The sequence below is a fragment of the Rudaea cellulosilytica DSM 22992 genome (assembly GCF_000378125.1).
Taxonomy (GTDB): domain Bacteria; phylum Pseudomonadota; class Gammaproteobacteria; order Xanthomonadales; family Rhodanobacteraceae; genus Rudaea; species Rudaea cellulosilytica.
Genome location: NZ_KB899241.1, coordinates 690,606 through 717,308, shown reverse-complemented (window position 1 = coordinate 717,308; position 26,703 = coordinate 690,606). Strand labels below are relative to the sequence as shown.

Genomic DNA, 26,703 nt, shown 5'->3' with positions numbered 1-26,703 from the left:
CCGCTTCAGTGCGCGGATGCCGGCAAGCGCAGTTTTTCGCGCAGCGCCGCCTCGACTTTTTCCGGCGCGTCGCCGCCGCTGCGGTGATAGATGACTTTTCCGCTCGCGTCGACGAGGAACAGTCCCGGCGTGCCCTTCACTGCGTACAGGTCGGCGATCGCATCGCCGTCGAGGATGAGGGTGAAGCCGAGCTTGCGCTCGCGCAGGGTCTTGACCGGATCGCCGTCTTCCTTGATGTCGATCGCGTACACGTCGAGCCGGTCCTTGCCCGCCGCATCCTGGACGTGCTGCACATAAGGCATCAAGGCCTCGCAGTACGGACACCAGGTCGCCCAGAACAGCAGGATCGCCGGGCGCTTCAGCCGCTGCGGATCGAAATGGATCGTATCGCCATTCGCCGTCTTGCCCTGCCACGCGATCGCATCGCTCTGTGCGAATGCAGCGGCGGACAGGCCGGCGAGGAATAGGCAAAGCAGTACACGTTTCACGCGGGAATCTCCGTCTTGGCGGGCGCCGCAGCCGCAGCGCGCACCGGTGCTCAATAGACAAGGTTGCGTCGCAAAACCTTACGGCTGGCGGAAAACTTCCCGAGCCGGCATGCTAGCGGGCATCGCCGATCCGACCCGCCCGCCATGTCCGCACCCGCTCCTGCGCCGCGCACCTACCGCTATTACGACTTCATCCTTGGCGCCTTCGTCTGCGTCCTGCTCTGCTCGAACCTGATCGGCCCGGCCAAGGTCGCCAGCGTGCATCTGCCGGTCATCGGCGAGTTCACTTTCGGCGCCGGCGTGCTGTTCTTCCCGATCTCCTACGTGTTCGGCGACATCCTTACCGAAGTCTACGGCTACGCGCGCGCGCGCCGCGTGATCTGGTCCGGACTCACTGCACTCGTGTTCGCCTCGATCATGGCCACCGTTGTCGTCAAGCTGCCGCCGGCCGCGGGCTGGCACGGCCAGGAGGCCTACGAATCGATCTTCGGCCAGACCCCGCGCATCGTGTTCGCCTCGATCACCGCGTTCTTCCTCGGCGAGTTCGTCAATTCGTATACTTTGGCAAAAATGAAATTGTGGACGAACGGCAACGCGCTCTGGTCGCGTATCATCGGCTCGACGATCATGGGCGAGGGCGTCGACTGTCTTGTGTTCTATCCGGCCGCGTTCCTCGGCGTCTGGGAAACCCAGCTCGTGATCACGGTGATGGTGTCGAACTACGTGATGAAGGTGGTCTGGGAAATACTCGCGACGCCGCTGACCTACCGCGTCGTGGCCGCGCTCAAGCGCGCGGAGCACGAGGACTACTACGATCGCGACACGCAATTCACGCCGTTCACGCTGCGCACCTGATTTCGACTCGCCGGCGCTGCGGCGCGTGCCCGTGACTACGAACGCAGGCGGCGCGCGATCGCCGGCTTGGACACGAGTGCGAACAGCAGGCCCGCGGCGAAGCCGGCGATATGCGTCCACCATGCGACCGGGCCGAACGCCGGGCCGACAAACGTGAAGGCGACCTGCAGCAACGCCCAGAAGCCGATCAGCAGCGGCGCCGGGATGCGCACGAATTCGAGGAACATGCCCAGCGGCAGCACGAGTCCGAGACGCGCACGCGGAAACAGGCCGAGGTAGGCGCCGATGATCGCCGACACCGCGCCGCTCGAGCCGACGATCGGCGTGCTCGTGCTCGAAAGAATCAGTGCCGCGAGCAGGTTGGCGAAGGCGCCGCCGAGCAGGAACAGGAGCAGGAAGCGCCACGGCCCGAGCGCACGCTCCGCGGGTACGCCGAAGATCAAGAGGAACAGCAGGTTGCCGACCAGATGCAGCCAGCCGGCATGGATGAACAGCGCGGTGAACAGACGCAGCCAGCGCAGTTCCACGAGCTGCTGCAACGCCGGTGCGTTGGCGTCGAACAAGCGTGTCGGCACGGTGCCCCACTGGCGCAGGAACTGCCAGCGCGTCGCGTCCGCTGCGAGCACGAGCCAGAGAAACAGCGCGATGCAGGCCGCGAGAATCGCGAGCGTGGCCCAAGGCAGGGGCGATGGCCGCTTTCGGTCGACGGTGACGAACACGGAGCTCAGGAACCGGGCCGCGGCATCAGCATGCGCCGGCCGTGGAATTCGAGCACGAGCCCGCTCGGGCGAATCTCCACCAGCGTCACGCCGCGCACGTTCTCGCCCTCGGTCACGCGCGTTCCCTCGATGATGGCGAAGCGGCGCTTCGGATCGGGCGAGTAGACCTGCATCGTGATCGGCAGTGCGGGCAAGGCGTTGCGCACGTCGGGGGGCATTTCATCGATCGTGGGCACATCGTTTGCGGCAGGCGCAGGTGGCGCGGGGACCGCCGGAGCCGGGGTCTGTGCTGCCGGCGCTGGCGCGGCAACGGGGGCAGGCGGCGCGGGCACGGGCGCGGCCACCGGCGCGGGCGAAGGAGCCGGTGCGCGGGCGGGTGCTGGCGCGGGTACGGGGGTTGTCGATTCCTTTCTTGGCGGCGGTGCAGGGATTGTCGCCTGCGTGGTTTGTGTCGGCGAGGAGACCGGTTTCGGTGGCAGCGGCCGCGGCGTGTTCGTGATGCCGGGCTCGGTCGCCGCTTTCGTCGTCGCTTTGACCGAAGCCGATTCGCCCGGCGCTGTGGCCGGTGCTTGCGCCGCGTGCTGGCGCAGGTAGCGCCAGCCGCCGGCGGCGCCGAGCGCGAGCACGACCACCACGGCCAGCCACGGCAGCGGGCTGCGCCGCCGCCGTGTCGCCGTGACCGGCGTGCCGAGGTTCGGCATCTCGCCGAGCCGGCGCTGCTGTTCGGACTTCTTCAGGGCTTCGAGGATCAGCGACATGGACTTGTCAACGGGTATATTTTTATCTTTCTGTACAAATGCGGCGCGCGTTCACTGCACGCTGCGAGTCAGGTGCGGGCCGGCCGGATCGAGCGCAGACAACGCGAACAGCGTCTCCGGGCCGACGATGCCGTCGGGCTTGATGCCGTAGGCGATCTGCAGCTTGCGCACGCGTTCGGCGAGGGCGTCGTCGAAGAACGCCGGGCCGGCGTCGGCGGCACCGCCATCCATATGCGCGAGCTGGGCCTTGATCCAGGCCACGCCCGGGCCGGCGTCGCCGTTGTGCAACCGCGCGGGTACATCTGCCGGCAGACGCCACAACGCGATGAATTCGCCATCCCACACGCTGGCGAGATCGTCCTTGCCGACGCGGAAACTCTCGCCGCCGAGATTGAGCTGCACCTGGTCTCCGGCCACGCCCTGCAGCAGTGCATATGCACTCGCGTTCTGCCACTTGACCGGCAGGATCAGCGGCCGGTCGAAGCGGGCGAGCTGCGTGATCGCGCCATGTCCGCGCAGGCAGTTCATGCCGGGAAAGACCACGGCACGGCAACGGGCCGCGTCGCGCACCGAGGTCTCGGCCGACGTCGCCTGCCAGCGCGCGAGCAGTTGAGTCCACGCGGTCAGCTCGGAGTCGGAGGCATTCTCGGCGAGTTTGGCGAGTTTCTTCTCGGCCGGATTTTCCTGCGGCTTCGCCGGTTCGGCCGCGGCCGCCGTCGTCGTCGCGGTTGCGCTCGCGGCAGCCGCTGCGGCGGGCGGCGGAGTGGCAACGGCGGTCGGCACCGGTGCCGGCTGTTGCAGCTGGTAGAAATACGCGGCTGCGCCGAGCGCGATCACGGCGCAGGCCGCGGCGGCCCACGGACCGTAGTGGCGCAGGCGATAGCGCGTCGTGCCAGGCAAGGTTTCGTCGGCCGCGCGATCGACCAGGCGCTCGCCGATCGAGTTCTGTTCGCGCGCGTAGCCGGCCATCAGCGCGCGGTCGCCGATGACGTTGATCAGGCGCGGCACGCCGCCGGAACGCTTGTACAGCGCGCGCAGGCCGAGGCGCGAGAACGGCGAGCGCAGCGCGCCGGCGATCGCGAGGCGATGGCGCACGTAGGCTTCGGTCTCGTCGCGGTCGAGCGGCGTCAGGTGATAGCGCGCGGTGATGCGCTGGGCGAGCTGGCGCAGCTCCGGGTCGTTGAGCTTGTCGCGCAGTTCGGGCTGGCCGAGCAGGATGATCTGCAGCAGCTTCTGCGTCGGCGTTTCGAGGTTGGTCAGCAGGCGCACCTGCTCGAGCGATTCGGTCGACAGGTTCTGCGCCTCGTCGACGATCAGCACCACGCGCAGGCCCTGCGCGTAGGCGTCGAGCAGGTAGGCGTTGAGCGCATCGACGAGCGCCTTGAGGCTGCCCTTGCGATCGGTGGTGTCGATCTTGAGTTCGTCGCAGATCGATTCGAGCAGTTCGAGCGGCGACAGCTTCGGATTGAGCACGAGCGCGACACGCGTGTTCTCCGGCAGCTGTTCGAGCAATAGCCGGCACAGCGTCGTCTTGCCCGTACCGACCTCGCCGGTGAGCTGCACGAAGCCGCCGCTGCCGCCCTTGCCGATGCCGTACAACAGGTGCGCGAGCGCATCCCGGTGGCGCTCCGACAGAAAGACGTAGCGCGGATCAGGGGTGATCGAAAACGGGGCCTCTTTGAGGCCGTAGAACTCCAGATACATACAGCTACTTTACCTTGGGAACCCATAAAAGTTTCGTGCGTGAGCCGGCGGAGCGGGATTTCCCGTATGAAAGGGCGAGCCCGGGTGGGTGCTCGCCCGCAGGCGGGCATCCGGGAGTAGCATCGCCGGGCGTTCCTGTTTCGGTCTGATCCATCATCCAGAGGATTCCGCCATGTCCAGGTTCACGCTCTCCGCTATTGCCCTGACCTGCCTGCTGTTGCCGATCACCACCTTTGCCGCCGGCACCGGCACCTGCACCTACAAGGACAAGAAACTGACCCTCGTCGACGGGGTGGTCTATCAGCGCCCCGATCACTTCGAGCCGAACAAGAAGGAAACCACGGTCGCGCTCGCCTCGCTCAAGCTCGACCCCGGCAAGATCGCCGCAGCGAAGGATCCGGAAGACGCGGTACGCGAGCAGGTCTGGAAAGCCGACGACGGCGGCCAGGTGCGCATTACGCTCGGCGAGGGCGGGGTGACCGCGATCTACGCTTACCTGCCGCCCGGCGCCAATATCTCGCAATCGGGCACCGCGTTCGGCGATCTCAAGCTTTCGCGCAACGACGCCAAGGGCGTGGCCGGCCACTATACCCTCAAGGGCAAGGCCAGCGACGATCTGTCCTGCGATTTCGGTTTCGATCTCGCCTACGCCAAACCGGGCACGGCGGCGACATCGTCAGCGGCACCCGCCGCTGCGGCCGCGCAGGGCGGCAAGCCGATACCCGCCGGCGGCGGCGAGGCCGGCAAGGTGCTGCAGGCCAATCTCGCGGCGATGCAGAAGGGCGATGTCGACGCGATGCTCGCGACCGTGTCGAAACAACAGGCCGACCAGATGCAAGCGCAACGCAAGGATGCGCAATTTCCGGCGATGCTCGAAATGATGAAGGCATTTGCGCCGAAGAGCCTCACGGTTACCGGTGGCCAAGACTTCGGCGACCATGCCGAGCTGACCCTCGAAGGCGTCGAGCAGGGCGGTGGCAAGTCGACCGGTACGGCGCAGATGGTCAAGGAAGGCGGCAAGTGGAAGGTACAGAAGACGTCGATGCAGTCGAAGGGCGGCTGACGAAGAGTTGTGGTTGGGGCGTTCCGTCGGGCAAACGATGGAACGCTCTGCTGTCAGCCTTCGGCTTTCGCAAGCGACTCAGATCCCATTCCCGACCTGCGCCATACGGCCGGCGGCACGCCGAATTCGCGCTTGAACGCGCGGTTGAACGCCGCTTCGGATTCGTAGCCGCTGTGTTCGGCGATGCGTGTGATCGCCTCGTTGCCCGAACGCAGCCGTTGCGCGGCCAGCGCCAATCGCCAGCGCATGAGATATTGCATCGGCGGCTCGCCGACCAGCGCGGCGAAGCGCTCGGCCAGGGCCGAACGCGACAGCGCCGAGGCGCGCGCGAGTTCTTCCACGGTCCACGGCTTGGCCGGGTCGGCGTGCATCAGCGCGAGCGCGCGGCCGACGTGCGCGTCGCGTAGCCCGGCAAGCCAGCCGCGGCCCTCGGGCGGCAGGCTTTCGACGTAGCGGCGCATCGCCTCCACGAGCATGAGTTCGGCGAGCTTGGCCAGGGTCGATGCGGTGCCAGGGCTCGCATGCAAGGACTCGCGCACACCGGCCTGCAGCAGTTCGCGCAGCAGCGCCGCGGCGTGGCCGTCGCCGATCGGAATGCGCAGCATGCGCGGCAGCGCCTCGAACAGCGGCCGGCACATGCTGCGGCTGCAGAGCAGGTAGCCGCAGACGAAGCGCGTCGCATCACCGCCGCCGCCATAGCGGATCTGAATGAATTGCGGATCGTCGGTCACCTCGGCAGCGCCGGTGCCTTCGTCGCCGAGTGCGGCGATGTGCAAGTCGCTGCCCATCAGGTGGCGATCGTCCTGCGGAAACAGCACGAGATCGCCGGCGCCCGCTTCCACCATCTCGCCAGTGTCGCGCAGGCGCAGCTTGCAGCACCCCTGCATGATGAAGTGGAAGAACACCATGTGCTCGGCCGGCGCGACCCGGTCGCGATAGATCGCCCAGCCCGACTCGCCGCGCACGCACCACGGCGCGGTGAATTCCGCGTTGAGGAACACGGCGCCGTCCATGTGCACGGATTTGAGTACGTCGGAAAGCGCGTCCATGGAGTTTCGATCAAAGAGTTTCGATCAAGAACTGGAGAGTGTTGGCGAAGTTCCGCGCCGGCCCGAAGCGGATACTAGTGGCGTCGGGCGAAGGGGGCAATTCAACAGCCTGCGATCGCCTGCATCGGTGCTTGCCGCCGAAACCCTAAGCGCGTTCAACCAGAGGAACCTGCCATGAAAATTCTCGCCATCGCCGTGAGTCTGATGTTGACAGGCGCCGCCTGCGCCGCCGATACCGCCCCGTCATCCGCCACGCACCGCTACATGATCGAGCGCACTTTTCCGAAGGGCGCACTCGACGGTCTCGATGCCCAGGCCAAGCAGAGCGTCAACGCGACCAACGCCAAGTTTGGCGTGACCTGGGTCACTTCGTATGCAAACGCCGACAAAACCAAGACGTTCTGTGTCTACGAGGGCCCGAGCGAGCAGGCGGTACGCGACGCAGCCGTGGCCAACAAGATTCCGGTCGACTCGGTCACCGAGATCCCGGTGACGCTTGAATCGAAGTAGCACGCAGCGCGCCGCCGTCGCAAAAGAGGATAGAACATGAGCGCGAATCATCAAGGCCGCTGCTTCTGCGGCGCGGTGAAATTCACTGTTACCGGCGAGCCCGTGGCCATGGGCTACTGCCATTGCGATTCCTGCCGCGCCTGGTCGGCCGGGCCGATCAACGCTTTCACGCTATGGCCGCCGGACGCGCTGAAGATCACTGCGGGCGCCGACAACATCGGCAGCTACGCGAAGACTCCGGCGAGCGAGCGCCAATGGTGCAAAACCTGCGGCGGCCACCTGTTCACCTTCCATCCGGCGTGGAACCTCGTCGACGTCTATGCCGCAGTCATTCCCGATCTGTCATTCCAACCCGGCGTGCACGTGCACTACCAGGAGACGAAGCTGCGCATGCACGACGGCTTGCCGAAGATGAAAGACGTGCCGGCCGAGATGGGTGGGTCGGGCGTGGCGCTGGCGGAATAACGCTTGCGCTATGACCGCATTATTCGCCGAGCGCCGTAGGTTGGGGTGAGCTTGCGAACCCCAACAGACTGCCTCACCATCCTCCAATGCGCTACCGACGAGCGAACGTATACGGCGGAACGTATTTTTTCACCGTGAATCTCGCCGATCGATCCAGCCGTTTGCTGGTCGATCGCATCGACGACTTACGCGCCAGCGTGCGCCTGGTTAAGCAGCGGCATCCATTCGAAATCGTCGCGTGGATCGTCTTGCCGGAGCACCTCCACGCGATCTGGACGCTACCGCAAGACGACGCGGACTACTCAACACGCTGGGCGTTGATCAAGGCAGGCTTTTCGCGGCGCATCGAACGCAGCGAGGTCATCAGCCCGAGTCGGCGCGCGAAGGGAGAACGTGGCCTGTGGCAGCGGCGATTCTGGGAGCATCAGATTCGCGACGGAATCGATCTGCAGCGGCATGTCGATTACGTGCACTTCAATCCTGTGAAGCATGGACATGCGTTGCGCGCCGCGGATTGGCGGTATTCCTCGATTCATCGGTACGTGCGCTTGGGCGATTTGCCGGGTGATTGGGCGGTGATGCTGGAGTGATGTTGGGGTTCGCTGCGCTCACCCCAACCTACGGGCTACGGGCTACGGGCTTTCGAAATCGCCGAGCCTGTGGGAGAGTTGACTCTGGCCCTGTTTTGACCGTTCTCGACCGATCCCGTTTCACATACTTCATTTCTTGCTGCGCAGCCAATCGATACAGAGCCAGACCAGACCTACCGCCATTGCCAGACCGAGAATGGCCTCGAACACGCTGCCGAAAGGAAGACCACCGTGTTGCCCGCGCGCCCATGTAATGGATGTCGTAGACAACAGTGCACCAAGAGCCAGTAATCGTTCGGCATAGCAATCACCGAAATTGAAGAACTCACTCGCCAAGGGTGAGCAACGACGCATTGCCTCCCGCTGCCGTCGTATTGATCGTCAGCGTGCGCTCGGTGACGAAGCGCGTGAGGTAGTGTGGGCCGCCGGCCTTCGGCCCGGTGCCCGACAGGCCTTCGCCGCCGAACGGCTGCACGCCGACGACCGCGCCGATCTGGTTGCGGTTGACGTAGCAGTTGCCGACTTTGGCGCGCTGGGCGATGTGCGCGATCGTCGAGTCGATGCGGCTATGGATGCCGAGGGTGAGGCCGAAGCCGGTCGCGTTGATCGCGTCGATGACTTTATCCAACTCGTCGGACTTCCAGCGGATCACGTGCAGGATCGGGCCGAACACTTCCTTGGTCAGTTGCGACAGCGACTTCAACTCGTACGCGCGCGGCGCGAGGAAGGTGCCGCTCGCGGTCTCGTCGCCGAGCTTCACTTGCTTGATGAGTTTGGCTTCGGCGTCCATGCGTGCGGCATGGTCGGCGAGATTCTTGCGCGAGGGCTCGTCGATCACCGGGCCGACGTCGGTCGAGAGCAGGCCGGGATCGCCGACCTTCAATTCGTCCATCGCGCCGGCAAGCATGTGGATGACCTTGTCGGCGATGTCGTCCTGCACGAACAGCACGCGCGCGGCCGAGCAGCGCTGGCCGGCCGAGTCGAACGCGGAGGCGACGACGTCTTTCACCAGTTGTTCGGGCAGCGCGGAGGAGTCGGCGATCAGCGCATTCTGGCCACCGGTCTCAGCGATCAGCGCGGCGATCTGCGCGTTGCGCGCGGCGAGCGTGCGATTGATCGTCCACGCGGTTTCGGTCGAGCCGGTCATGCACACGCCGGCAATGTCGGGCTTGGTCAGCAGTGCGTTGCCGATCATCGAACCCTTGCCGGGCAGGAATTGGAGCACGGCTTCGGGCACGCCGGCTTCGTGCAGCAGCTTGACCGCGGCGTGGCCGATCAGCACGGTCTGGTCGGCCGGCTTGGCGATCACCGCGTTGCCCGCGGCGAGCGCGGCGGCGACTTGTCCGGTGAAGATCGCGAGTGGGAAATTCCACGGGCTGATGCAGACGAACACGCCGCGACCGTGCAGCGAGAGCTGGTTCGACTCGCCGGTCGGGCCGGGCAGGTTCTCGGGCTGGAACAGTTTGCGCGCGATCGCCGCGTAGTAGCGGCACATGTCGGCGGCTTCGCGCACTTCCGAAATCGCCGCCGGCAGCGTCTTGCCGGCTTCACGCACGAGCAGCGCGACGAATTGCGCGCGACGCTGTTCGAGCAGATCGGCGGCGTGTTCGAGGATCGCCGCGCGCGAGGCGGCGGGCAGCGCGTCCCATGCGGGCTGCGCGGCGACTGCGTTGGTCAGCGATCGATCGATCGTCGCAGCGTCGGCCTGCTGCTTGGTGCCGACCTTCATGCGCCGGTCGGCGGGATTGGTCACGTCCTGCGGTGGCTCGGAGGATTTCGCGCCGGGCACGAGCGGCGTTGCGGTCCAGTCTGCCTTCACCGCGGCGACCGCATCAGCCAGCGCCTTCAATTCATTGTCGTTGCCGAAGTTCACGCCCATGGAATTTTTCCTCGAAATCGATTGCGAATTCTGCGAGGGCGCAGAATTCGAGTCTCCAAACAGGCCAATCGGCTGCGGAATACGGGGATGCGGTTTGCTGGCGAAGCCGCGCACGACCTCGACCGGGTCGGCGACCAGATCCTTGATCGGCGTCGACTCGTCGACGATGCGGTTCACAAAGGAAGTGTTCGCGCCGTTTTCGAGCAGGCGGCGCACGAGATACGGCAGCAGGTCCTCGTGCGAACCGACCGGCGCGTAGACGCGGCAAGGCACGTTGAGATTCTTCTCGCCGATGACCTCGTTGTAGAGGTCGGCGCCCATGCCGTGCAGGCGTTGGAATTCGAACGGACGGCCCTTCGCGATGTGGTGGATAGCCGCGATCGTGTGCGCGTTGTGCGTGGCGAAGGCCGGGTAAAACGCGGCCGGGCCGTGCTCGAACAGGCGCTTGGCGCAGGCGAGGTAGGACACGTCGGTATTCGGTTTGCGCGTGTACACCGGATAGCCGGCGTGGCCGCCTTCCTGCGCGCGCTTGATTTCCGAATCCCAGTACGCACCCTTGACCAGACGCACGCAGAAGCGGCGGCCGGTCTTTTTCGCTTGCTCGGCAAGCCAATCGATCACGAATGGCGCGCGCTTCTGGTAGGCCTGCACGGCGAGGCCGAAGCCCTGGTAGCCGTCGAGCGACGGGTCTGCATGCACGGCCGCGATCAGATCGAGCGAGAGTTCAAGGCGGTCGGCCTCTTCCGCATCGACGGTCAGGCAGATGCCCTGCGTCTTCGCGAGTTGCGCGAGCGCGAGCAGCTTCGGCGCGAGTTCCGCATGCACGCGTGCGCGCTTGCCGACTTCGTAGCGCGGATGCAGCGCCGAAAGCTTGATCGAGATCGACGGCGCGTCGAGGATGTCCTTGAACGGGCCGCGTGCACCCAAGGCCTTGATCGCATCGACATAGGCTTGGTAGTAGCGCTCGCCGTCGGGCGTGGTCAGCGCACCTTCGCCGAGCATGTCGTAGGAATAGCGGTAGGCGCGGTTTTCCTTTTCCTGGGCACGATCGAGACCTTCCTTGATCGTGCGGCCCATGACGAACTGGTGGCCCATGATGCGCATCGCCTGGCGCACGGCGAGGCGGATCACCGGCTCGCCGGCGCGGCCGACGAGGCGCTTGAACGCGCCGGTGAAGTTGCGCTGGGTTTCGTCGGCCAATTCGATGAACTTGCCGGTGAGCATCAGGCCCCAGGTGCCGGCGTTGACGAACAACGAGTCGCTCTTGCCGAGATGCGATTCCCAGTTCGCTTCGCCGAGCTTGTCCGAGATGAGCTTGTCGGCCGTGTCCTTGTCCGGAATGCGCAGCAGCGCCTCGGCCACGCACATCAGCAGCACGCCTTCCTCGCTCGACAAGTCGTACTGACGCATGAACGCTTCGACCGCCGAGGCGTCCTGCGCCTTGGCGCGCACGCGCGCGACCAGTTCGGTGGCGCGAGCGAGGACGAGGTCGCGCTCGGCATCGGGCAGCGCGGCTTGGCCGAGCAGTTCGTTCATCGCCTCGGTTTCGTCGCGGCAGTACGCCGCGGTCATCAGGGCGTGCGCCGCGTCCGGCGCGGGAGGAAGTTCGGGACGGAGGATTTCACTCACGGGCGCGTCGCATGGGCAGCTGCAAGGCCGCACATTCTAGCAGCGCGCGGCAACCCGGGAAGGCGCGATCGGGTACCACTTCGGCGCAATCGGGCACCGCCGCCTGTTGTGCGCCCGCCCTTGCCCGTGACGGGCGGGCTTGCCATCCTCACGGGACGGAGGGCATCGTCATTCGCAGCAAGCAAAAAGCGACTTCACTGGTGATCGCGCATCTGGCGGGCGTCTCGCAGCCGACGGTATCGCGCGCGTTGCGCGGCAGCAGCATGGTCAACGAACTGACCCGACGCCGCATCCTCAAGATCGCGAACGAGCTCAACTACAAGGTCGACAAGCATGCCTCGAGCCTGCGCAGCCAGCAGAGCGGCACGCTCGCGCTGCTGTTCTTCGAAGACCCAGCGCCCGACGATTCGCTGATCAACCCGTTCTTCGTTTCGATGCTGGCCTCGATCACGCGCGCCTGCGCGCATCGCGGCTACGATCTGCTGATCTCGTTCCAGCAGCCGAACAACCACGACTGGCAGGCGAGCTACGAGGAATCGAAAAAGGCCGACGGCATCATCCTGCTCGGCTACGGCGACTATCTCGACTACCGCGAGCGGCTCAAATTCATGGTCGAGCGCGGCACGCATTTCGTGCGCTGGGGTGCGATCGCACCCGACCAGCCCGAGGTCTCGGTCGGCTGCGACAATTTCCAGGGCGGCCGCGACATCGTGCGCCACTTGATCGAGCGTGGCGCCAAGCGCATCGCATTCCTCGGCGACGCCACGGATTCCTCGCCCGAGTTTCTCGAACGCTACCGCGGCTACTGCGCGGCGATCGAGGAAAATCGCGGCAAGGTCGACGCGAAACTGCAGGCCAGCGCGTTTTCGTCCGAGCAGTCGGGCTACGAGGCAACGACGGCACTGTTCGAGCGCAAGGCGAAGTTCGATGCGATCTTTGCCGCGAGCGACCTGATCGCGATCGGTGCAATCAAGGCGCTGCGCGAGCGCGGCCTGCGCGTGCCGGACGACGTGCTGGTCGCCGGTTTCGACGATATTCCGCTGGCCGGCTTCGTCGATCCGAGCCTGACCACCGCGCAACAGGACACCAAGCGCGCCGGCGTCGTGCTCGTCGACACGCTGCTCAAGCTGATCCGCGACGAGCCGGCGGAGAACCAGGTGATTCCGGTCTCGCTGGTACTGCGCGGGTCGACGCAGCGCTGAGCTTGTTGCGGCGCCGATGAATTCGTATGCAATGACTTCCTTGTGCGCTTGCGCATCACTACGCTTGGGCGTTCTCACGGGAGAGGGAAGCCATGCGCAAGACGTTTCTTTTCGCCGCCACCGCGACCGCGGCACTGGGCCTCGCTGCCGTTCTGAGCAGTTGCGCAACGCCGCGCCCTGACGCCAAGCCGGCCGCAACGAACTGCCCGCCGGCACCGTACAAGGAAACGCTGTTCCTGCGCGGCGCGATGAACGACGGTACACCTCGCGAGGACTACGCGTTCCAGTGGCGCTGCAATGCCTACTTCCTCAACGTCGATCTCGCCGGCGAGCAGAAATTCCGCATCGTCGATGCCGCGCTCGGCGGCGGCGTCGCTTTCGGCGGCCCGGCTTCGGCGCCAACCCTGCTGCACACGGGCGAGCCGTTCGCGCTGAGCGGAGGCGAGCGCGCCGCCGCGGGTGAGCTGAAGTACGCCTTCGCCGGTGCAGCGACGATCAGGCTCGATTTCGGCGACCGCGCGGCAGGCAAGCCGACGGTCACGATCGGACCGAAGAGTTTCGTCGATGTCGACGAGAAGCCGATCGACGATGCGATCGCGCGCAGTGTGAAGTTCGATTCGCGCGATCTGATGTACAAGTTCCCGTTCGGCGCGGTCAAGGCAGGCGAAGAGATCCAGTTCGGCGTGTCGACGCGCGCGGGCGTCACGAACTTGACGCTCGTAATCGAGAAGCGCCGCCTCGAGGGCTGGCAGGAAGTACTCGAATACAGCGACCTCGTGCGCGTTGCGCTGAAGCACGAAGTGCAGGGACAGGACGAACGTTGGCTGGGCAGCTACAGATTCGAGGCGATCGGCGTCTACGCCTACTACTTCGAATTCGAGGCCGGCGGGCGCAAGTACCTATACACGAACAATGCCGATCCGATTCCGTTCACGCGCGAGGTCGGCTCGCAGGGGCTTGGCGCCGTGGTCAATCCGCCGGCGGACGCCGCGCGCATCCGCCGCTTCCGCCAGACTGTCTACCGCGCCGATTACAAAGTGCCCGACTGGGCGCGCGACGCGGTGTACTACTACATCTTCCCCGACCGCTTCCGCAATGGCGATCCGGCCAACGATCCGAAGCCCGGCGTCGACAAGTTCCACGAAGGTACGGTCGAACTGCACAAGAACTGGCTCGACAAGCCGTGGATGCCGAAATCCGGCGACGGTTCCGACGATCTCTACAGCAACGATTTCTTCGGCGGCGACCTGAAAGGCATCACCGACAAGCTCGACTACATCAAATCGGTCGGCGCGAACACGCTCTACATCAACCCGATCTTCCGCGCATCGAGCAATCACAAGTACGACACCGCGGACTACCGCCAGATCGATCCGCATTTCGGCACGACGGCCGAATTCGAGAAGCTCAACCGCGAGGCGGCGAAGCGCGGGATCCGAGTCATCCTCGACACCTCGCTCAACCACGTCGGCCGCGACTCGATCTATTTCAACCGCTACGGCAATTTCGCCGAGGTCGGCGCCTTCGATCGCGACAAGATCCAGCCGCAATCGAAGTACTACCCGTGGTTCACGTTCTATCCGAACGAAAAGAATCCCGACCTGCAGTACAAGGGCTGGGCCGGCATCCCCGACCTGCCTGAGATCGACAAGTCGCAACGTTCCTTGCGCGATTATTTCTACGGCAGCGACGGCGTGATGCAGCATTGGCTTGGCAAGGGCCTGTCGGGCTGGCGCATGGACGTGGCGCCGTGGGTGCCCGACGACTTCTGGCGCGAGTGGCGCACGGCGGTAAAGACGGCCAAACCAGACGCGGTGACGATGGCGGAAACGTTCTTCGACGCATCGAAGTTCTTCCTCGGCGACGAGTTCGATTCGACGATGAACTACATCTTCCGCAGCACGGTCGTCACCTATGCGAACGGCGCGAAGGCGAAGGATGTATGGCGCAACATCGAACTGATGCGCGAGAACTATCCGCCGCAGGCGTTCTCCGCGCTGATGAACCTGATCGATTCGCACGACTCGGCGCGCGCGTTGTATGACTTCGGCTGGAAGGACGAGGGAGCCGATGCGGCGACCGTCGCACTCGCCAAGCAGCGCCTGCGCCTCGCCGCGTTCCTGCAGATGACGATGCCCGGCGCGCCGGCGATCTACTACGGCGACGAAGTCGGCGTGACCGGCGGCGACGATCCGTTCGACCGCGGCACGTATCCGTGGCCCGATCTCGGCGGCAAGCCCGACCAGGCGATGCTCGCCGAGTACAGGAAACTGACCAAACTGCGCCACGACCATCCCGTGTTGCGTCACGGCTCGCTCGAAGCGCCAGGCTATCTCGACGATCACGTCGTCGTCGTGTTCCGCCACGACGACGGTCAATGGGCGATCGTTGCGACAAACAACGACGGTGCGGCGCGCACGGTCAAGGTTCATCTGCCCGGCCCGATCGCGGCGACCACGTTCACCGATGCGCTGACCGGCGCGAAACTCGGCGCGGCCGCCGACGGCACGCTCGAACTCAGCGTGCCTGCGATGTACGGCAGCGTGCTGCTCGCGCAAGGCACGGTGCAGCCGAACGTGCACGTGCTCGCGCAGAAGCTGACGATGCAGGAACTCGGCCGCGAGCGCACGATTCGCATCTATCTGCCGCTGGGTTACGAGAAATCGAACAAGCGCTATCCGGTGCTGTACATGCACGACGGACAGAATTTGTTCGATTCGGCGACCTCGTATTCGGGCGAGTGGGGCGTCGACGAAACGCTCAACGAGCTGGCGAAGACGAAAGGGCTCGAACTGATCGTCGTCGGCGTCGACAACGGCGGCGCCGACCGCATCCACGAGCTCAACGCCTGGGACAACGAGAAGTTCGGCAAGGGCGAAGGCAGACAGTACATGGATTTCCTCGTCGGCACGGTCAAGCCGTATGTCGACAAGCACTACCGCAGCAAACCCGATCGCGCGAATACCGCCGTGATGGGCTCGTCGATGGGCGGGCTGATTTCGCAGTACGCGATCGAGCAGTATCCGCAAGTGTTTTCCAAGGCCGGCATCTTCTCGCCGGCGTATTGGCTTGCGGTGCCGGCCGTGTTCGACTTCGCCAAGGCGCAGCCGCCGCGCAAGGATGCCAAGCTGTATTTCTACGCCGGCGGCAAGGAAGGCGATTCGATGCTGCCCGACATGCAGCGCATGGTCGACCTGCTGCGCGCGGGCGGGCATCCCCGGGACAAGCTCGATGTCGTCGTCGACCCCGAAGCGAGGCACCACGAGTCCGCCTGGCGTGCGCAGTTCGCGCGCGCGGTGTTATGGTTGTTCGATCGCAACGGATAGTTCGCTTCGAACGACGGGTATCGCCGCATGCAGACGCTGGACAAGGTCGCGGTATTCAATCCGCGGCCGCGGATCGAACGAGTGCGCCTGCGCAATGACCGATTCTGTTATGTGATCGACGATGCCCTGGTCGATCCGGACGCGCTCGTGCAGCTCGCGGTGGCGAATCGCGCGGTATTCAGTCCGGTCAATTTCAGTGCGTATCCGGGCAATTATCTGGAAATGCCTGCGCCGATCGCGGCGCGCCTCGATGGTTTCTTCGCCGAACACCTGCGGCGCGAATTTGATGCGCGGCGCACGCAAGACGTACGCTGCCGTTTGTCGATGGTGACGCTGCCCCCGTCGGCGTTGCGGCCGTTTCAGATGATCTGCCACACCGACGGACATCATCTCGATCCGCGCCGGCACAGCATCCAGGCCTCGGTGTTGTATTTGTTCAAGGACGAGAGCCTCGGCGGCACGAGTTTCTACGAGCCTGTGCGTTCAGCGGAAGAAACCGCGTTGCTGTTTCGCGATGCGAACACGCTGCAGGCAGCGGCGTTCACGCAGAAATACGGCATCGCACAAGGCTACCTTTGCGCGTCGAACGACTGGTTTACCCAGGTCCGCCGCGTTGCCGCGAAATGGAATCGCATCGTCTTTTACGACGGCAGCATGCTGCATTCCGGCGACATTTTCGCGCCGGAGAAGTTGAGCGACGATCCGCTCAGCGGCCGGCTGACTCTCAATGGCTTCTTCACCAGCCGCCGCAAGGCGACCTAGCCGCGCGCGCCGAGCAGCGCGCGAACGGTCTGCTCGACGAGCGTCTGCATCAGCGTCTCGACGCTCTTCGCGCTGCGGTTGCGCACGGACAGAGCCTCGAACGTGTCGAAGCTCGTCAGCACATACAGCATGTCGACGAGATCGGCGTTGTCTTTTCCGCCGTCCGGCGCCAGCCGTTTGACGAGCGCGCTCAGGATATGGCGGCGGCGTTCGGTGCGGCGCTGCAGGCTTGCGGCGATGTCCTCATCGATTTTTATCACCGCCTGAAACGCCGGCATCATCGATTTGTGCCGCGTCCAGAAGCCGCAGAACACGCTGACGAAACGGCGCAAGGCGGCGCGCGGATCGGGCTCGGTGAATATCGATGGCAGGTCCGCGATCAGGCCGCCGCGCTCGGCGATGTCGTCGAACACGGCTTCGAGCAGGCCGAGCTTAGAAACGAACTGGTTGTACACGGTCAAGCGCGTGACACCGGCTTGGCGCGCGACGCCATCGACCGAAAACGCCGGAAGATCCTTGCCGCCGATGAACAGGGTCCGCGCGGCTTCGATGATGCGCATGCGCGTCGCGTCCGTCGCTTCCGCACGCAGTTTGCTTCGGTACGTGCGGCGTGGTTTCTCGGCTGCAGGCGGCTCGCCTGATTTGCGGCGCTTGACTTTCATAATTTAGTTGTACAGTATGTATATCGAAATTATCAAGCGGGAAGAACGTCATGTTCCATATCGATCTCATTGTGCTGGCTCGCGCCGTTCATGTCATCGCCGGCGTGGCCTGGGCCGGAGCGACTTTCATGCTCGCCTCGGTGATCATGCCGATCGCCGTGCGCCACGGTGCCGAAGGCGCCGGACGCTGGATGGGACTGGTCGCGCGCCGCGCGGGCATGTCTTCGATGATCGCCGCGCTGCTGACCGTGCTGTCCGGCATCTACCTGTTCGCCGCGCTGCACGAGCAGGACGTGTCCACAGGCGGCCTCGTCCTCAAAACTGGCGCGCTAGCGGCGATTCTGTCGATCGGCGTCGGCATTCTCCTCGGTCGGCCGGCGGGGATCGAACTCGGACGCCTGCAGCAGACGCTCGTGCCCGGTGCGCCACCGGATCAGGACACGCAGCGCCGCATCGACGTGCTGCGCCGCCGTCAGGTGCTCGGCGCGCGTCTCGCCGCGGGCCTGCTCGGCGTCGCCGTGCTCGCCATGGCGACATTCCGCTATGCGACGGCGATTGCTTGAGGCACCGACTCGGCGCGCTTCGCTCAGGCCGACTTGAAGACCAGCTCGCGCGCACGCGCGAGCCGCGGGGCAACGATCGGCACGGTCAACATCGTGCTCGCGATTGCCATCAGCAGCAGGGCGGTGAAGGTCTCGTTCGTGATCAGCTGCTTGTCGAGCAGGATGTTGACGAAGATGATCATGATCAGCGCCTTGGTCTGCAGTAGCCAACCGATGATCGAGGCTTCCGCGCGCGGCCAACCGAGGATTTTTCCGGCGATGCGGATGCCGAGCAGCTTGCCGCCGACCGAGGCGACGAGCAACATGCCCGCGGCGAGAAAGACCGCGGCGCCGCCGACGCCCCATTGCGTACGCAAGCCGGTCGAAAGGAAAAACACGGGCATGAACGCGAGCAGCACATAGCGACGGAATGAATCCATCGCCTCCTGATCGAACCAGTCGGCATCCATGACCGCGCCGGCGAGGAACGCGCCGACCATGAAGTGCAGGCCCGACCAGTCTGCGCCCCAGGCGCAGGCGACAAGCCAGACCAACGCGACGTACCAGCGGTCGCGCTCCTCAAGCGAGCGCATCAGACGCCGGTACGCAAGCGTGACGAGCGCGAACACGATGAGGAATCCTGCCTGCTTGCCGACACGTGCCCAGTCCATGAGGATCACCGCGAGCACGCCCCAGATTGCCACGTCGTCGAGGCTCGCGTAGCGCAGGATGCGCTGGCCGATCGGCTGGCGCAGGATTTCGAGCTTCTCCATCAGCAGGATCAGGATCGGCAACGCCGTCACCGCACAGGCCATGCCGACGCCGAGCACGAACTGCCAGTCGAGCGCCTTCGCGCCGATCCAGCCCGGGAACGCAAGCAGGGCGATCGCCACTGCGCTGCCGAACGCGAGCGGCGTGCCGAGCGCGAGCCCGGCGGTGATCCCCGACTCGACACGGTGCTCCCAGACCTGCTTCAAGTTGAGTTCGATGCCGGCGATGCAGACGAACAACATCACCGCCCACCAGGCGATGCCGTTGAGCGACTGCACGACTTGCGGGTTGAACACGAACGCGTAGTAGTCCGGAAACACCTTGCCGAGGATGCCGGGTCCGAGCAGGATACCGGCGATGATCTGCACGACCACGAGCGGGGCGAAGTAGTCGGTACGCCCGACACGCCAGATCAGGTACGGCACGCTGAGGATGATCCCCATCGCGATGAGGAAGATTTCGGTCGTGCTTATGGTCGCGTGCATGGGTCCCCTGGTGAGGCGCGTCGTCAGGCGCAGAGTGTCGTTCAGGCCGCGTTGGCGCACAAGCTTCGATGCGCGTGGCAGAGGGCAAAAAAAAACCCCGTCCGGCGCCGGCCGAACGGGGTGGTTGGAGGGCGTCAGGGGAACGCCATTTAGAACTTGTAGTTGACGCCGAGCAGCACGCGGCGGCCGAATACCTGATATTCGCGCGGTTGGCTGTGATCGGTGAGGTTGTTCAGCTGATAGAACTCGCGATAAGGCTCGTTGAACAGGTTCTGCACTTGGAGCAGGAAGTTGAGACCCTCATATTTGCCGGTCGGAATGGTGTAGCCGAGTTGGAAATCGGTGACCGTTTCCGCGCGCACCATATGCAGTTCCTGGTCGGCGCCGAACGCCTGCACTTCGCCGAGGAAGTCCGAACGATGAATCGCAGCGATGCGTGCCGAGAAGCCGCCCTTCTCGTAGTACGCAGTGGCTTGCATGACGTACTTTGACAGGCCGGGGAACGGGCCGCAGGCGACGCCGTTGGTGGGATCGGACACGCAGACGCGGCTGTGGGTGTCCGCATAGCTGGCCTGGACGCCGAAACCTTCCAGCGGGGCCCAGAGCACATCGAGCGGCATCGACGCGGTCAGTTCGAGGCCGCGCATGTAGCCGCCCGAACCGTTCGTCCACTGGGTGGCGATGCCGTTCAAATTCTGCGGCACGAGGGAACCGAACGCCGCGCTCGAGACGCCGCTGTAGTCATGCGCACTGGACTTGTTGTAAACGAACGTCGTGATCGATTTGAAGAAGTAGGTCGCCGAAACGTACGCCTTGGTCTCCCAGTATTTCTCCCACGACAAGTCGTAGGCATTGGCCTGGAAGGGCTTTAAAGCCGGGTTGCCGCCGCTGCCTTCGATACGGCAACGGATCGTTGCTCCGGTTGCCGTATTCGTGCAGGTCTGCACGGCGAGGCTACCCGTCGGCGTGGTGTTGATGCCGTAATCGATGCTGGCCTTCATATAGTCCAGACGCGGACGCGCGATCTCGCGACCGGCACCGAAACGCAGGTAGTTTTCTGCGGGGAAGGTCAGGATCAGGTTCGTGTTCGGCAGCCAGTTTCCGTAGCTCGTCGTCGGCGACGTGTACAAATAGCCGACTCCTCCCGATTGCGAATAGGCCGTGGAGTTCTGTTCGGCGTGCACGTACTGGATGCCGACGTTGCCGCGCAGCGGCAAGCTCGCCACTTCGGTGTCGATGTCCGCCTTGAAGTAGGCGGTGCCGACCTTCTCCTCGACCTTCCAGTCCTTGTTGAGCACATCGTGCTGCTGATTGTTCGTGCGCGTCGGCAAGCCGTTGGCGTCGAGCGCGTAGGCCTGGTTGTAGACGCAATTCATGTCCCAGCTGACGATGCTCGGGAAGCCGACGTAGCCGAGGTAGGTCGAAGACGTCAAGCAACTGCTCGGTATGTCGGCCGTTGCTCTCGGCCCGGCCTTGAGATCGACGAAATACTCGGCCGAAGTGCGCGTCTTGGTGCGCTCGTTGTAGTTGACGCCGATCGCGACCTTGCTGATGGGACTATTGATGTCCTTGCTCAAATCGGCGCGTGCCGCCTTGAGTTCGTCACTGACTTGCGGGAATTTGAGATAGCCGTCCTGACCCCAGCCGCCGGCATCGGTCAGCTTGACGACGTTCGGATCGGCGTAGTTCAGGCCGGGGCTGAAGTGCGGCAGTCCGGTGTCGAGATCGCCCTGACTGTAGTTCCACGTATCGGTTGCACCGGTACCCACCGGCGTGCCGGCGTATTCCTCGAGGAACGACTGTTTGGTCGTGGCCTTGCCGTAAGAAAGATCGGTCGAGGCTTCCCAGCCGTCGCCGAAGTGGAATTTGTTGTTCCAACCGATAGATTTGATCTTGTCGTCGTGATGATCAAGCTCTTCGCGCAGCACGGGCTTGACAGTCCAGGTGCCGGAGACGAGAAAGCCGTTCTGCACCATCGGATTGACGAGGCTGCCGCCGCAGCAACCCCATGGCAGGCCGACTTCGAAGCCGCCGTAGTTCAGCTGTTGGTTGAATTTCGAGTAGTACAGATCGAGCGTGCTGGTGAAATGCTCGTTAGGCCGCCATTCGACGGTGCTCAGCAAGGCATCGCGCGTACCCTCGGTCGAGTCGGCGTAAACCTTGCTGCCGCCGAGCGCGTTGACAGTGCCGCCATTCGTCATGCCGGGCGTGCCGGCAGGCACGGTCACCCCGGTATAGCCCCACGATTCCCAGCGCTCGTCCTGGGTAGGCGAATACAGGCGCGCGTAGCCGATGGCCAAACCGAGCGTATTGTCCATGTACTGGTCGATATACGAGGCATTGATGCGATAGCCCTTGCTGTCGGTATTCGCATTGAGGCTGCTGTTCGACAAGGCCTCGCCACGCGCGCCAACCTGGAACACGCGCTTGTTGTAGTCGAGCGGACGCACCGACTGCATCGCGATCGTGCCGGCGATGCCCTGACCGACGAGGGAGGCGTCGGGTGTCTTGTATACGATGACGCCTGAAAGCAACTCGGACGGGTACTGATCGAACTCGATGCCGCGGTTGTCGCCGGTCGACACCTGCTCGCGACCGTTGAGCAGCGTGCCGCTGAAATCGCCGTTGAAACCGCGCAGGCTCACCGTCGATTCGCGACCGCCGATGCGTTGCGCGGCGAGGCCGGGCAGGCGCGCGAGTGATTCGGCGATCGAGTTGTCCGGCAGCTTGCCGATATCCTCGGCCGAAATCGCCTCGACGATCGAGTTGGAGTTCTGTTTGACCGAAATCGCGCGTTCGATCGAGGCGCGCACACCGGTGACCGTAACCGTACCGAGTTCGGCGGCGTTGTCTTCGTTTTTCTTCGGCGTGTCGTCGGCGCCCGGTGTGGCGGTTGCCTGATCCGGGGCGGGAGCATCCGCCGCACGTGCGGAGTGCATGCCGCCGACCAGAACCGATGCGACGGCGAGCGTCAGCAGATTGCGCTTGAGTGTCATGTGTCCTCCCCGGAGTTGTCGAGATGGTCGCGGTAACTTCCGCGCCGTCGTTTTCTGTCGATTTTCTTGATCCGCGTGAACGCCAATCGCCGGACCATATTTACGCTTGCTTAACTTCGGCTAGCCTAGTCGCGCTGCCGCGGGCTTACAATTTTTCGCATACGTATTCATAGTTTTTGCGCATTCGTATGCGACGGATTTCGCGCGGTGGCTGGGCCATCATTGCGGCATGGATAACCCCGGGGAGGACGGACGATGCGCAGCATGAAGAAGTGGGCGGCAGGGCTGGCCCCGTTGTTGCTCTTGACCGGCCCGCAGGTGCAGGCGGCATGGCAGGGCGTTGGCGCGGCGATGCAGGCGAAGCGGGCGGGCGAGGAGGTATCGTTCGTCACGGCAGGCGGTGCACGGGTGGTCGTGAGTTTCGTCACGCCGGACGTGGTGCGCGTGCGCATGAGCGCCGACGGCAAGCTCGGCCGCGATTTTTCCTACGCGCGCGTGGACAACGCGCCGGCGCCGACGAAAATCGAGTTCGACGACAACGCCGAGCGCACGGAATTACGTGCCACGACCGGTGGTACGCGCGTCGTCGTACAGAAGCGCCCGGCATTGACCATCACCGTCTACGACGCGCAGGGACGCGTCGTCGTCGCCGACGATCCGGCGCGGCCGATGGCGTTCGATGCCGCGACCGGCGCGATCGAGGCCTCCAAGCAGCGCGACGCCTACGAGCTGTACTACGGTTTCGGCGAGCAGGGTCTGCCGACAATCTCGCGCGAGGGCCAGTTTCTGGTCAATTGGAACACCGACTCGTACAAGTACCCGGTCGGCACCAATCCGCTCTATCAGACGATCCCGTTCTTCATCGCGCTGCGCGACGGCCGCGCCTACGGCCTGTTCTTCGACAATACCTATCGCAGCCATTTCGACATGGGCAAGAGCGATCCGCGCCGCTACGCGTTCGGCGCCGATGGCGGCGAACTGAACTACTACGTATTAACCGGCGGAGCGGAACGCACCCCGGCCAACGTGCTGCGCGACTACACCGCGCTGACGGGACGCACCGCGCTGCCGCCGCTTTGGGCCTTGGGATACCAGCAGTCGCGCTATTCGTACATGTCACGGGCCAAGGTCGAGGAGATTGCGCGCACCTTCCGCGAGAAGAAGATTCCGGCCGACGTGATCCATCTCGACATCGACTACATGGACGGCTATCGCGTCTTCACCTGGAATCCGCAGACGTTTCCCGAGCCCAAGCAGATGCTGTCCGCTCTGCATCATGACGGCTTCCATGTCGTCACGATCGTCGATCCGGGCGTCAAGTTCGACGAGAACTATGCGGTTTATCGCAGCGGCCGAGACTCCGGCATCTACGTACGCGACGCGACCGGAAAGGAACTGCACGCGAAGGTCTGGCCCGGCATCTGCGCGTTTCCCGATTTCACCGATGCCAAGGCGCGCGCGTGGTGGGGCGAGCTTTACAAAAAGCCGCTGAGCGAAGGCGTCGACGGTTTCTGGAACGACATGGATGAGCCGGCCGTATTCTCCGCCGACGACTTCAGGGAGCCCGCGCTCGCCCAGGGGCCGCAAAAGACTTTCGCACTCGACGTGCAGCACGCCGGCGACGGCGATCCGGGCACGCATGCGCGCTACCACAACGTGTTCGGCATGCAGATGGTGCGCGCCACGTTCGAGGGGCTGCGCAAACTCGCGCCCGAGCGGCGGCCGTTTGCAATCACGCGCGCAGGCTATGCCGGCGTACAGCGCTACTCCGCGGTGTGGAGCGGTGACAACGATGCGAGTTGGGACCATCTCGCGCTGACGATCCCGTTGCTGACGAACCTGTCGATCTCGGGCGTGAGCTTCGTCGGTGCCGACGTCGGCGGCTTCGCCGCGACGACCACGCCCGAACTCTACACGCGTTGGATGCAAGCCGCTGCGCTGACGCCGTTTTACCGCACGCACTCGGCCGTCGACACCGATCAGCGCGAACCATGGACCTACGGCGGCGAGTACGAGCGCAGCAACCGCGCCGCGATCGAACTGCGCTATCGCCTGCTGCCATACCTTTACACGCTGTTCGCACAGAACGAGGAGAGCGGCCTGCCGCCGCTGCGCCCGCTGGCCTTCGACTATCCCCAGGACGTCGATGCGCTGCTCGTCGCCGACGAGTATCTCGTAGGCCGCGATCTGCTCGTCGCGCCGGTCGTGGTGCAGAACCAGCGCGCGCGCAACGTGTATTTCCCCAAAGGGGAAGTCTGGATCGACTGGTGGAGCGGTGTGCGCTACGAAGGCGGCAAGACGGTCAAGATCGAGGCGCCGCTCGAGCGCCTGCCGTTGTTCGTGCGTGCCGGCGCAAGCGTGCCGACCCAGCCGGTGATCCAGCACAGCGGCGAGATGAAGAATGCGCCGCTGACGATCGCGGTCGCCGTCGGCGCTACCGGCGCCAGCGAAATCTATCAGGATGCCGGCGACGGCTACGCTTATCGCAAAGGCGCTTCGCGCACGATCAAGATCAGCGCGCGTGCGGACAAGGTGAGTTTGGAGATTCCGAAGTCGGCCGCTTACCAGCGCGTTGTCGCGGTCGAGTTGCTCGGCCTCGATGCGGCGCCGGCGACGATCGCGATCGACGGCAAGACTGTGCGCGACGCTGTGTTCGACGCTGCGGGCAAGCGCCTGCACATTCCGTTGCCGAACGAAAACGTCAAGGAAATTTCGTTCGTGCGTTAGATCGAGTCCTACGCCGGTTCCTTCACGCGCAGCGTGCACAGTCCGGCGACGATCAGGCTCGCGCCGCCGATAGCGAATGCGCCGATCGGCGCGCCGGCGAAGAAGGTCTTGAGCAGGAAGCCGAGCAGGCTCGCCGCGCAAAGCTGCGGGATGACGATGAAGAAGTTGAAGATGCCCATGTACACGCCCATCTTCTTCGCCGGCACGCTGTCCGAAAGCAGGGCGTAGGGAATGGCCAGGATCGAGGCCCAGGCGAAGCCGATGCCGACCATCGAGGCGAGCAGCCAGCGCGGATCGCGGATGACGAGGAACGAGAGCAGGCCGATGCCGCCGAGAACGACGTTGATCAGGTGCGTGATGCGCAGGCCGAGGCGCTGCGCCATCGGCGGAATCAGCATCGCGGCGATCGCGGCGAAGCCGTTGTAGGCGGCGAACAGCACGCCTACCCAGTTCGCGCCGTCGTTGTACGCCGCGCTCGCGGCATCGTGCGTCGCATAGTGCACCGAGGTGACCGCGCTGGTGGCGAAAAGCCACATCGCGAACAGGGCAAACCAGGAAAAGAATTGCACTACGGCGAGCTGGCGCATCGTCGCCGGCATCGCGCGCAGGTCGGCAAGCACGTCGACGAGGAAGCCGCCGCGCTGGGCGCTCGCGGCAAGCTGGATCAGGCCGTAGGCGGTGATCATGCCGGCGATCAGATAAAGCTGCTTGTCGACGCCGAGGTACCAGACCGCGCCCGTGGCGATCGCACCGGCCAACGTCCAGACCAGCCCGGATGCGGCCGAGCGCGCGGAATCGGTTGGCGGTATGGCGTCGTCCGTGGCTGTCGCATCGGAAAATGCGTGCAGCGTTTCGGGCGCGTACTCGCGTGTCGACAGTACGGTCCATGCGATTGCGCCGAACAGCACGGCCGCGCCCGCGTAGAACGAATACTTGACCGTGTCGGGCACCACGCCCGTCGCGGCCGTGTTGGCGATGCCGAAATGGGCGAACACGTAGGGCAGCACGCTGGCGACGATCGAGCCCGCGCCGATGAAGAAGCTCTGCATCGCGTAGCCGGTCGGTCGCTGCGGCGTCGGCAGCTGGTCGCCGACGAACGCGCGGAACGGTTCCATCGAGACATTGATCGAGGCGTCGAGAATCCAGAGCAGGCCGGCGGCGATCCACAGCGTCGACGAATTCGGCATCACCAGTAGCGCTAGCGTGGCGAGGATCGCGCCGATGAGGAAGTACGGCCGACGCCGGCCGAGCCGCGTCCACGTGCGGTCGGACAAATAGCCGACGATTGGCTGCACGATGAGGCCGGTCAAGGGCGCTGCGATCCACAACACCGGGATGTCGTCCACGCTCGCGCCGAGCGTCTGGAAGATGCGGCTGACGTTCGAATTTTGCAGGGCGAAGCCGAACTGGATGCCGAGGAATCCGAAACACATGTTCCAGATTTGCCAGAAGCTCAGGGTGGGTTTGGTGGTCATGGAAAGGTTCACGGAAAAAGTATTTCTTCCCTTCCCATCGGGAGAA

21 protein-coding genes are annotated in these 26,703 nt (G+C 64.5%); 10 read left to right on the top strand and 11 right to left on the bottom strand.

The genetic code is table 11. The features are described 5' to 3' along the window. Positions 1-5: 5 nt before the first annotated feature. Positions 6-488: a TlpA family protein disulfide reductase gene (locus tag F455_RS21775; protein WP_018971825.1), complete on the bottom strand. Its 483-nt coding sequence runs from the start codon at positions 486-488 to the stop codon at positions 6-8. Between the two features lie 144 nt (positions 489-632). On the opposite strand from F455_RS21775, the gene F455_RS0103220 reads away from it, so the two are divergent. Further along, positions 633-1,343, top strand: coding sequence for a queuosine precursor transporter (locus F455_RS0103220; protein WP_018971824.1), 711 nt, complete (start codon positions 633-635; stop codon positions 1,341-1,343). A gap of 35 nt (positions 1,344-1,378) precedes the next feature. On the opposite strand, the gene F455_RS0103215 is transcribed toward F455_RS0103220, so the two are convergent. The 3 genes from F455_RS0103215 to F455_RS0103205 are packed head-to-tail and all read right to left on the bottom strand — an operon-like array spanning position 1,379 to position 4,524. Further along, positions 1,379-2,062, bottom strand: a complete 684-nt coding sequence (locus tag F455_RS0103215; RefSeq protein WP_018971823.1) for a rhomboid family intramembrane serine protease — start codon at positions 2,060-2,062, stop codon at positions 1,379-1,381. A gap of 5 nt (positions 2,063-2,067) precedes the next feature. Next, positions 2,068-2,820, bottom strand: a complete 753-nt coding sequence (locus tag F455_RS21565) for a general secretion pathway protein GspB (RefSeq protein WP_018971822.1) — start codon at positions 2,818-2,820, stop codon at positions 2,068-2,070. Positions 2,821-2,871: 51 nt separating this feature from the next. Next, positions 2,872-4,524, bottom strand: coding sequence for an ExeA family protein (locus F455_RS0103205; RefSeq protein WP_018971821.1), 1,653 nt, complete (start codon positions 4,522-4,524; stop codon positions 2,872-2,874). 172 nt (positions 4,525-4,696) lie between these two features. On the opposite strand from F455_RS0103205, the gene F455_RS0103200 reads away from it, so the two are divergent. Beyond that, entirely contained in the window at positions 4,697-5,587 is an 891-nt protein-coding gene (locus tag F455_RS0103200) for a DUF4878 domain-containing protein (RefSeq protein ID WP_018971820.1), read from the top strand. A gap of 53 nt (positions 5,588-5,640) precedes the next feature. On the opposite strand, the gene F455_RS19575 is transcribed toward F455_RS0103200, so the two are convergent. Continuing rightward, positions 5,641-6,636: an AraC family transcriptional regulator gene (locus tag F455_RS19575; RefSeq protein ID WP_018971819.1), complete on the bottom strand. Its 996-nt coding sequence runs from the start codon at positions 6,634-6,636 to the stop codon at positions 5,641-5,643. Positions 6,637-6,810: 174 nt separating this feature from the next. Between F455_RS19575 and F455_RS0103190 the strand changes: the two genes are divergently transcribed. The 3 genes from F455_RS0103190 to F455_RS0103180 all read left to right on the top strand — a co-directional run bounded on the left by F455_RS0103190 (position 6,811) and on the right by F455_RS0103180 (position 8,201). After that, a complete protein-coding gene (locus F455_RS0103190) occupies positions 6,811-7,146 on the top strand; it encodes a DUF4242 domain-containing protein (RefSeq protein WP_018971818.1) in 336 nt (111 codons plus the stop codon). A gap of 36 nt (positions 7,147-7,182) precedes the next feature. Beyond that, on the top strand, positions 7,183-7,611 hold the full coding sequence (locus F455_RS0103185) for a GFA family protein (protein ID WP_026293020.1): 429 nt from the start codon (positions 7,183-7,185) through the stop codon (positions 7,609-7,611). Positions 7,612-7,697: 86 nt separating this feature from the next. Next, positions 7,698-8,201 carry an REP-associated tyrosine transposase gene (locus F455_RS0103180; protein WP_018971816.1) on the top strand — a complete coding sequence of 168 codons (504 nt, stop codon included), beginning with the start codon at positions 7,698-7,700 and terminating at the stop codon, positions 8,199-8,201. 129 nt (positions 8,202-8,330) lie between these two features. Here the strand turns inward: F455_RS0103180 and F455_RS23315 are convergent, their stop codons facing one another. Both F455_RS23315 and putA read right to left on the bottom strand, forming a co-directional pair. After that, positions 8,331-8,537, bottom strand: a complete 207-nt coding sequence (locus F455_RS23315; RefSeq protein ID WP_157578395.1) for a hypothetical protein — start codon at positions 8,535-8,537, stop codon at positions 8,331-8,333. Beyond that, positions 8,527-11,652 carry a bifunctional proline dehydrogenase/L-glutamate gamma-semialdehyde dehydrogenase PutA gene (putA, locus tag F455_RS0103175; protein WP_018971815.1) on the bottom strand — a complete coding sequence of 1,042 codons (3,126 nt, stop codon included), beginning with the start codon at positions 11,650-11,652 and terminating at the stop codon, positions 8,527-8,529. Before putA ends, F455_RS23315 begins: the two co-directional genes overlap by 11 nt. 257 nt (positions 11,653-11,909) lie before the next feature. Between putA and F455_RS0103170 the strand changes: the two genes are divergently transcribed. The 3 genes from F455_RS0103170 to F455_RS0103160 all read left to right on the top strand — a co-directional run bounded on the left by F455_RS0103170 (position 11,910) and on the right by F455_RS0103160 (position 16,999). Then, positions 11,910-12,911, top strand: a complete 1,002-nt coding sequence (locus F455_RS0103170; RefSeq protein WP_018971814.1) for a LacI family DNA-binding transcriptional regulator — start codon at positions 11,910-11,912, stop codon at positions 12,909-12,911. Between the two features lie 92 nt (positions 12,912-13,003). Further along, complete coding sequence (locus F455_RS21770) at positions 13,004-16,237, top strand: alpha-amylase family glycosyl hydrolase (protein WP_051084115.1); 3,234 nt, start codon at positions 13,004-13,006, stop codon at positions 16,235-16,237. 27 nt (positions 16,238-16,264) lie between these two features. Beyond that, a complete protein-coding gene (locus F455_RS0103160; protein ID WP_018971813.1) occupies positions 16,265-16,999 on the top strand; it encodes a DUF6445 family protein in 735 nt (244 codons plus the stop codon). On the opposite strand, the gene F455_RS0103155 is transcribed toward F455_RS0103160, so the two are convergent. Then, the gene (locus F455_RS0103155) at positions 16,996-17,559 is read right to left on the bottom strand and encodes a TetR/AcrR family transcriptional regulator (protein WP_211212279.1); all 564 of its coding nucleotides are present in this window, start codon (positions 17,557-17,559) and stop codon (positions 16,996-16,998) included. The genes F455_RS0103160 and F455_RS0103155 overlap by 4 nt on opposite strands. A gap of 152 nt (positions 17,560-17,711) precedes the next feature. Between F455_RS0103155 and F455_RS0103150 the strand changes: the two genes are divergently transcribed. Further along, the gene (locus F455_RS0103150) at positions 17,712-18,224 is read left to right on the top strand and encodes a hypothetical protein (protein ID WP_018971811.1); all 513 of its coding nucleotides are present in this window, start codon (positions 17,712-17,714) and stop codon (positions 18,222-18,224) included. A 23-nt stretch (positions 18,225-18,247) separates the two neighbouring features. On the opposite strand, the gene F455_RS0103145 is transcribed toward F455_RS0103150, so the two are convergent. Both F455_RS0103145 and F455_RS19565 read right to left on the bottom strand, forming a co-directional pair. Continuing rightward, positions 18,248-19,459: a cation:proton antiporter gene (locus tag F455_RS0103145; RefSeq protein ID WP_026293018.1), complete on the bottom strand. Its 1,212-nt coding sequence runs from the start codon at positions 19,457-19,459 to the stop codon at positions 18,248-18,250. Positions 19,460-19,608: 149 nt separating this feature from the next. Next, on the bottom strand, positions 19,609-22,455 hold the full coding sequence (locus tag F455_RS19565; protein ID WP_018971809.1) for a TonB-dependent receptor: 2,847 nt from the start codon (positions 22,453-22,455) through the stop codon (positions 19,609-19,611). Between the two features lie 255 nt (positions 22,456-22,710). Between F455_RS19565 and F455_RS19560 the strand changes: the two genes are divergently transcribed. Beyond that, positions 22,711-25,182: a glycoside hydrolase family 31 protein gene (locus F455_RS19560; RefSeq protein ID WP_018971808.1), complete on the top strand. Its 2,472-nt coding sequence runs from the start codon at positions 22,711-22,713 to the stop codon at positions 25,180-25,182. An 8-nt stretch (positions 25,183-25,190) separates the two neighbouring features. Here F455_RS19560 and F455_RS0103130 read toward each other — a convergent pair whose 3' ends face one another. Beyond that, complete coding sequence (locus F455_RS0103130; RefSeq protein WP_018971807.1) at positions 25,191-26,657, bottom strand: MFS transporter; 1,467 nt, start codon at positions 26,655-26,657, stop codon at positions 25,191-25,193. Positions 26,658-26,703 lie beyond the last annotated feature (46 nt).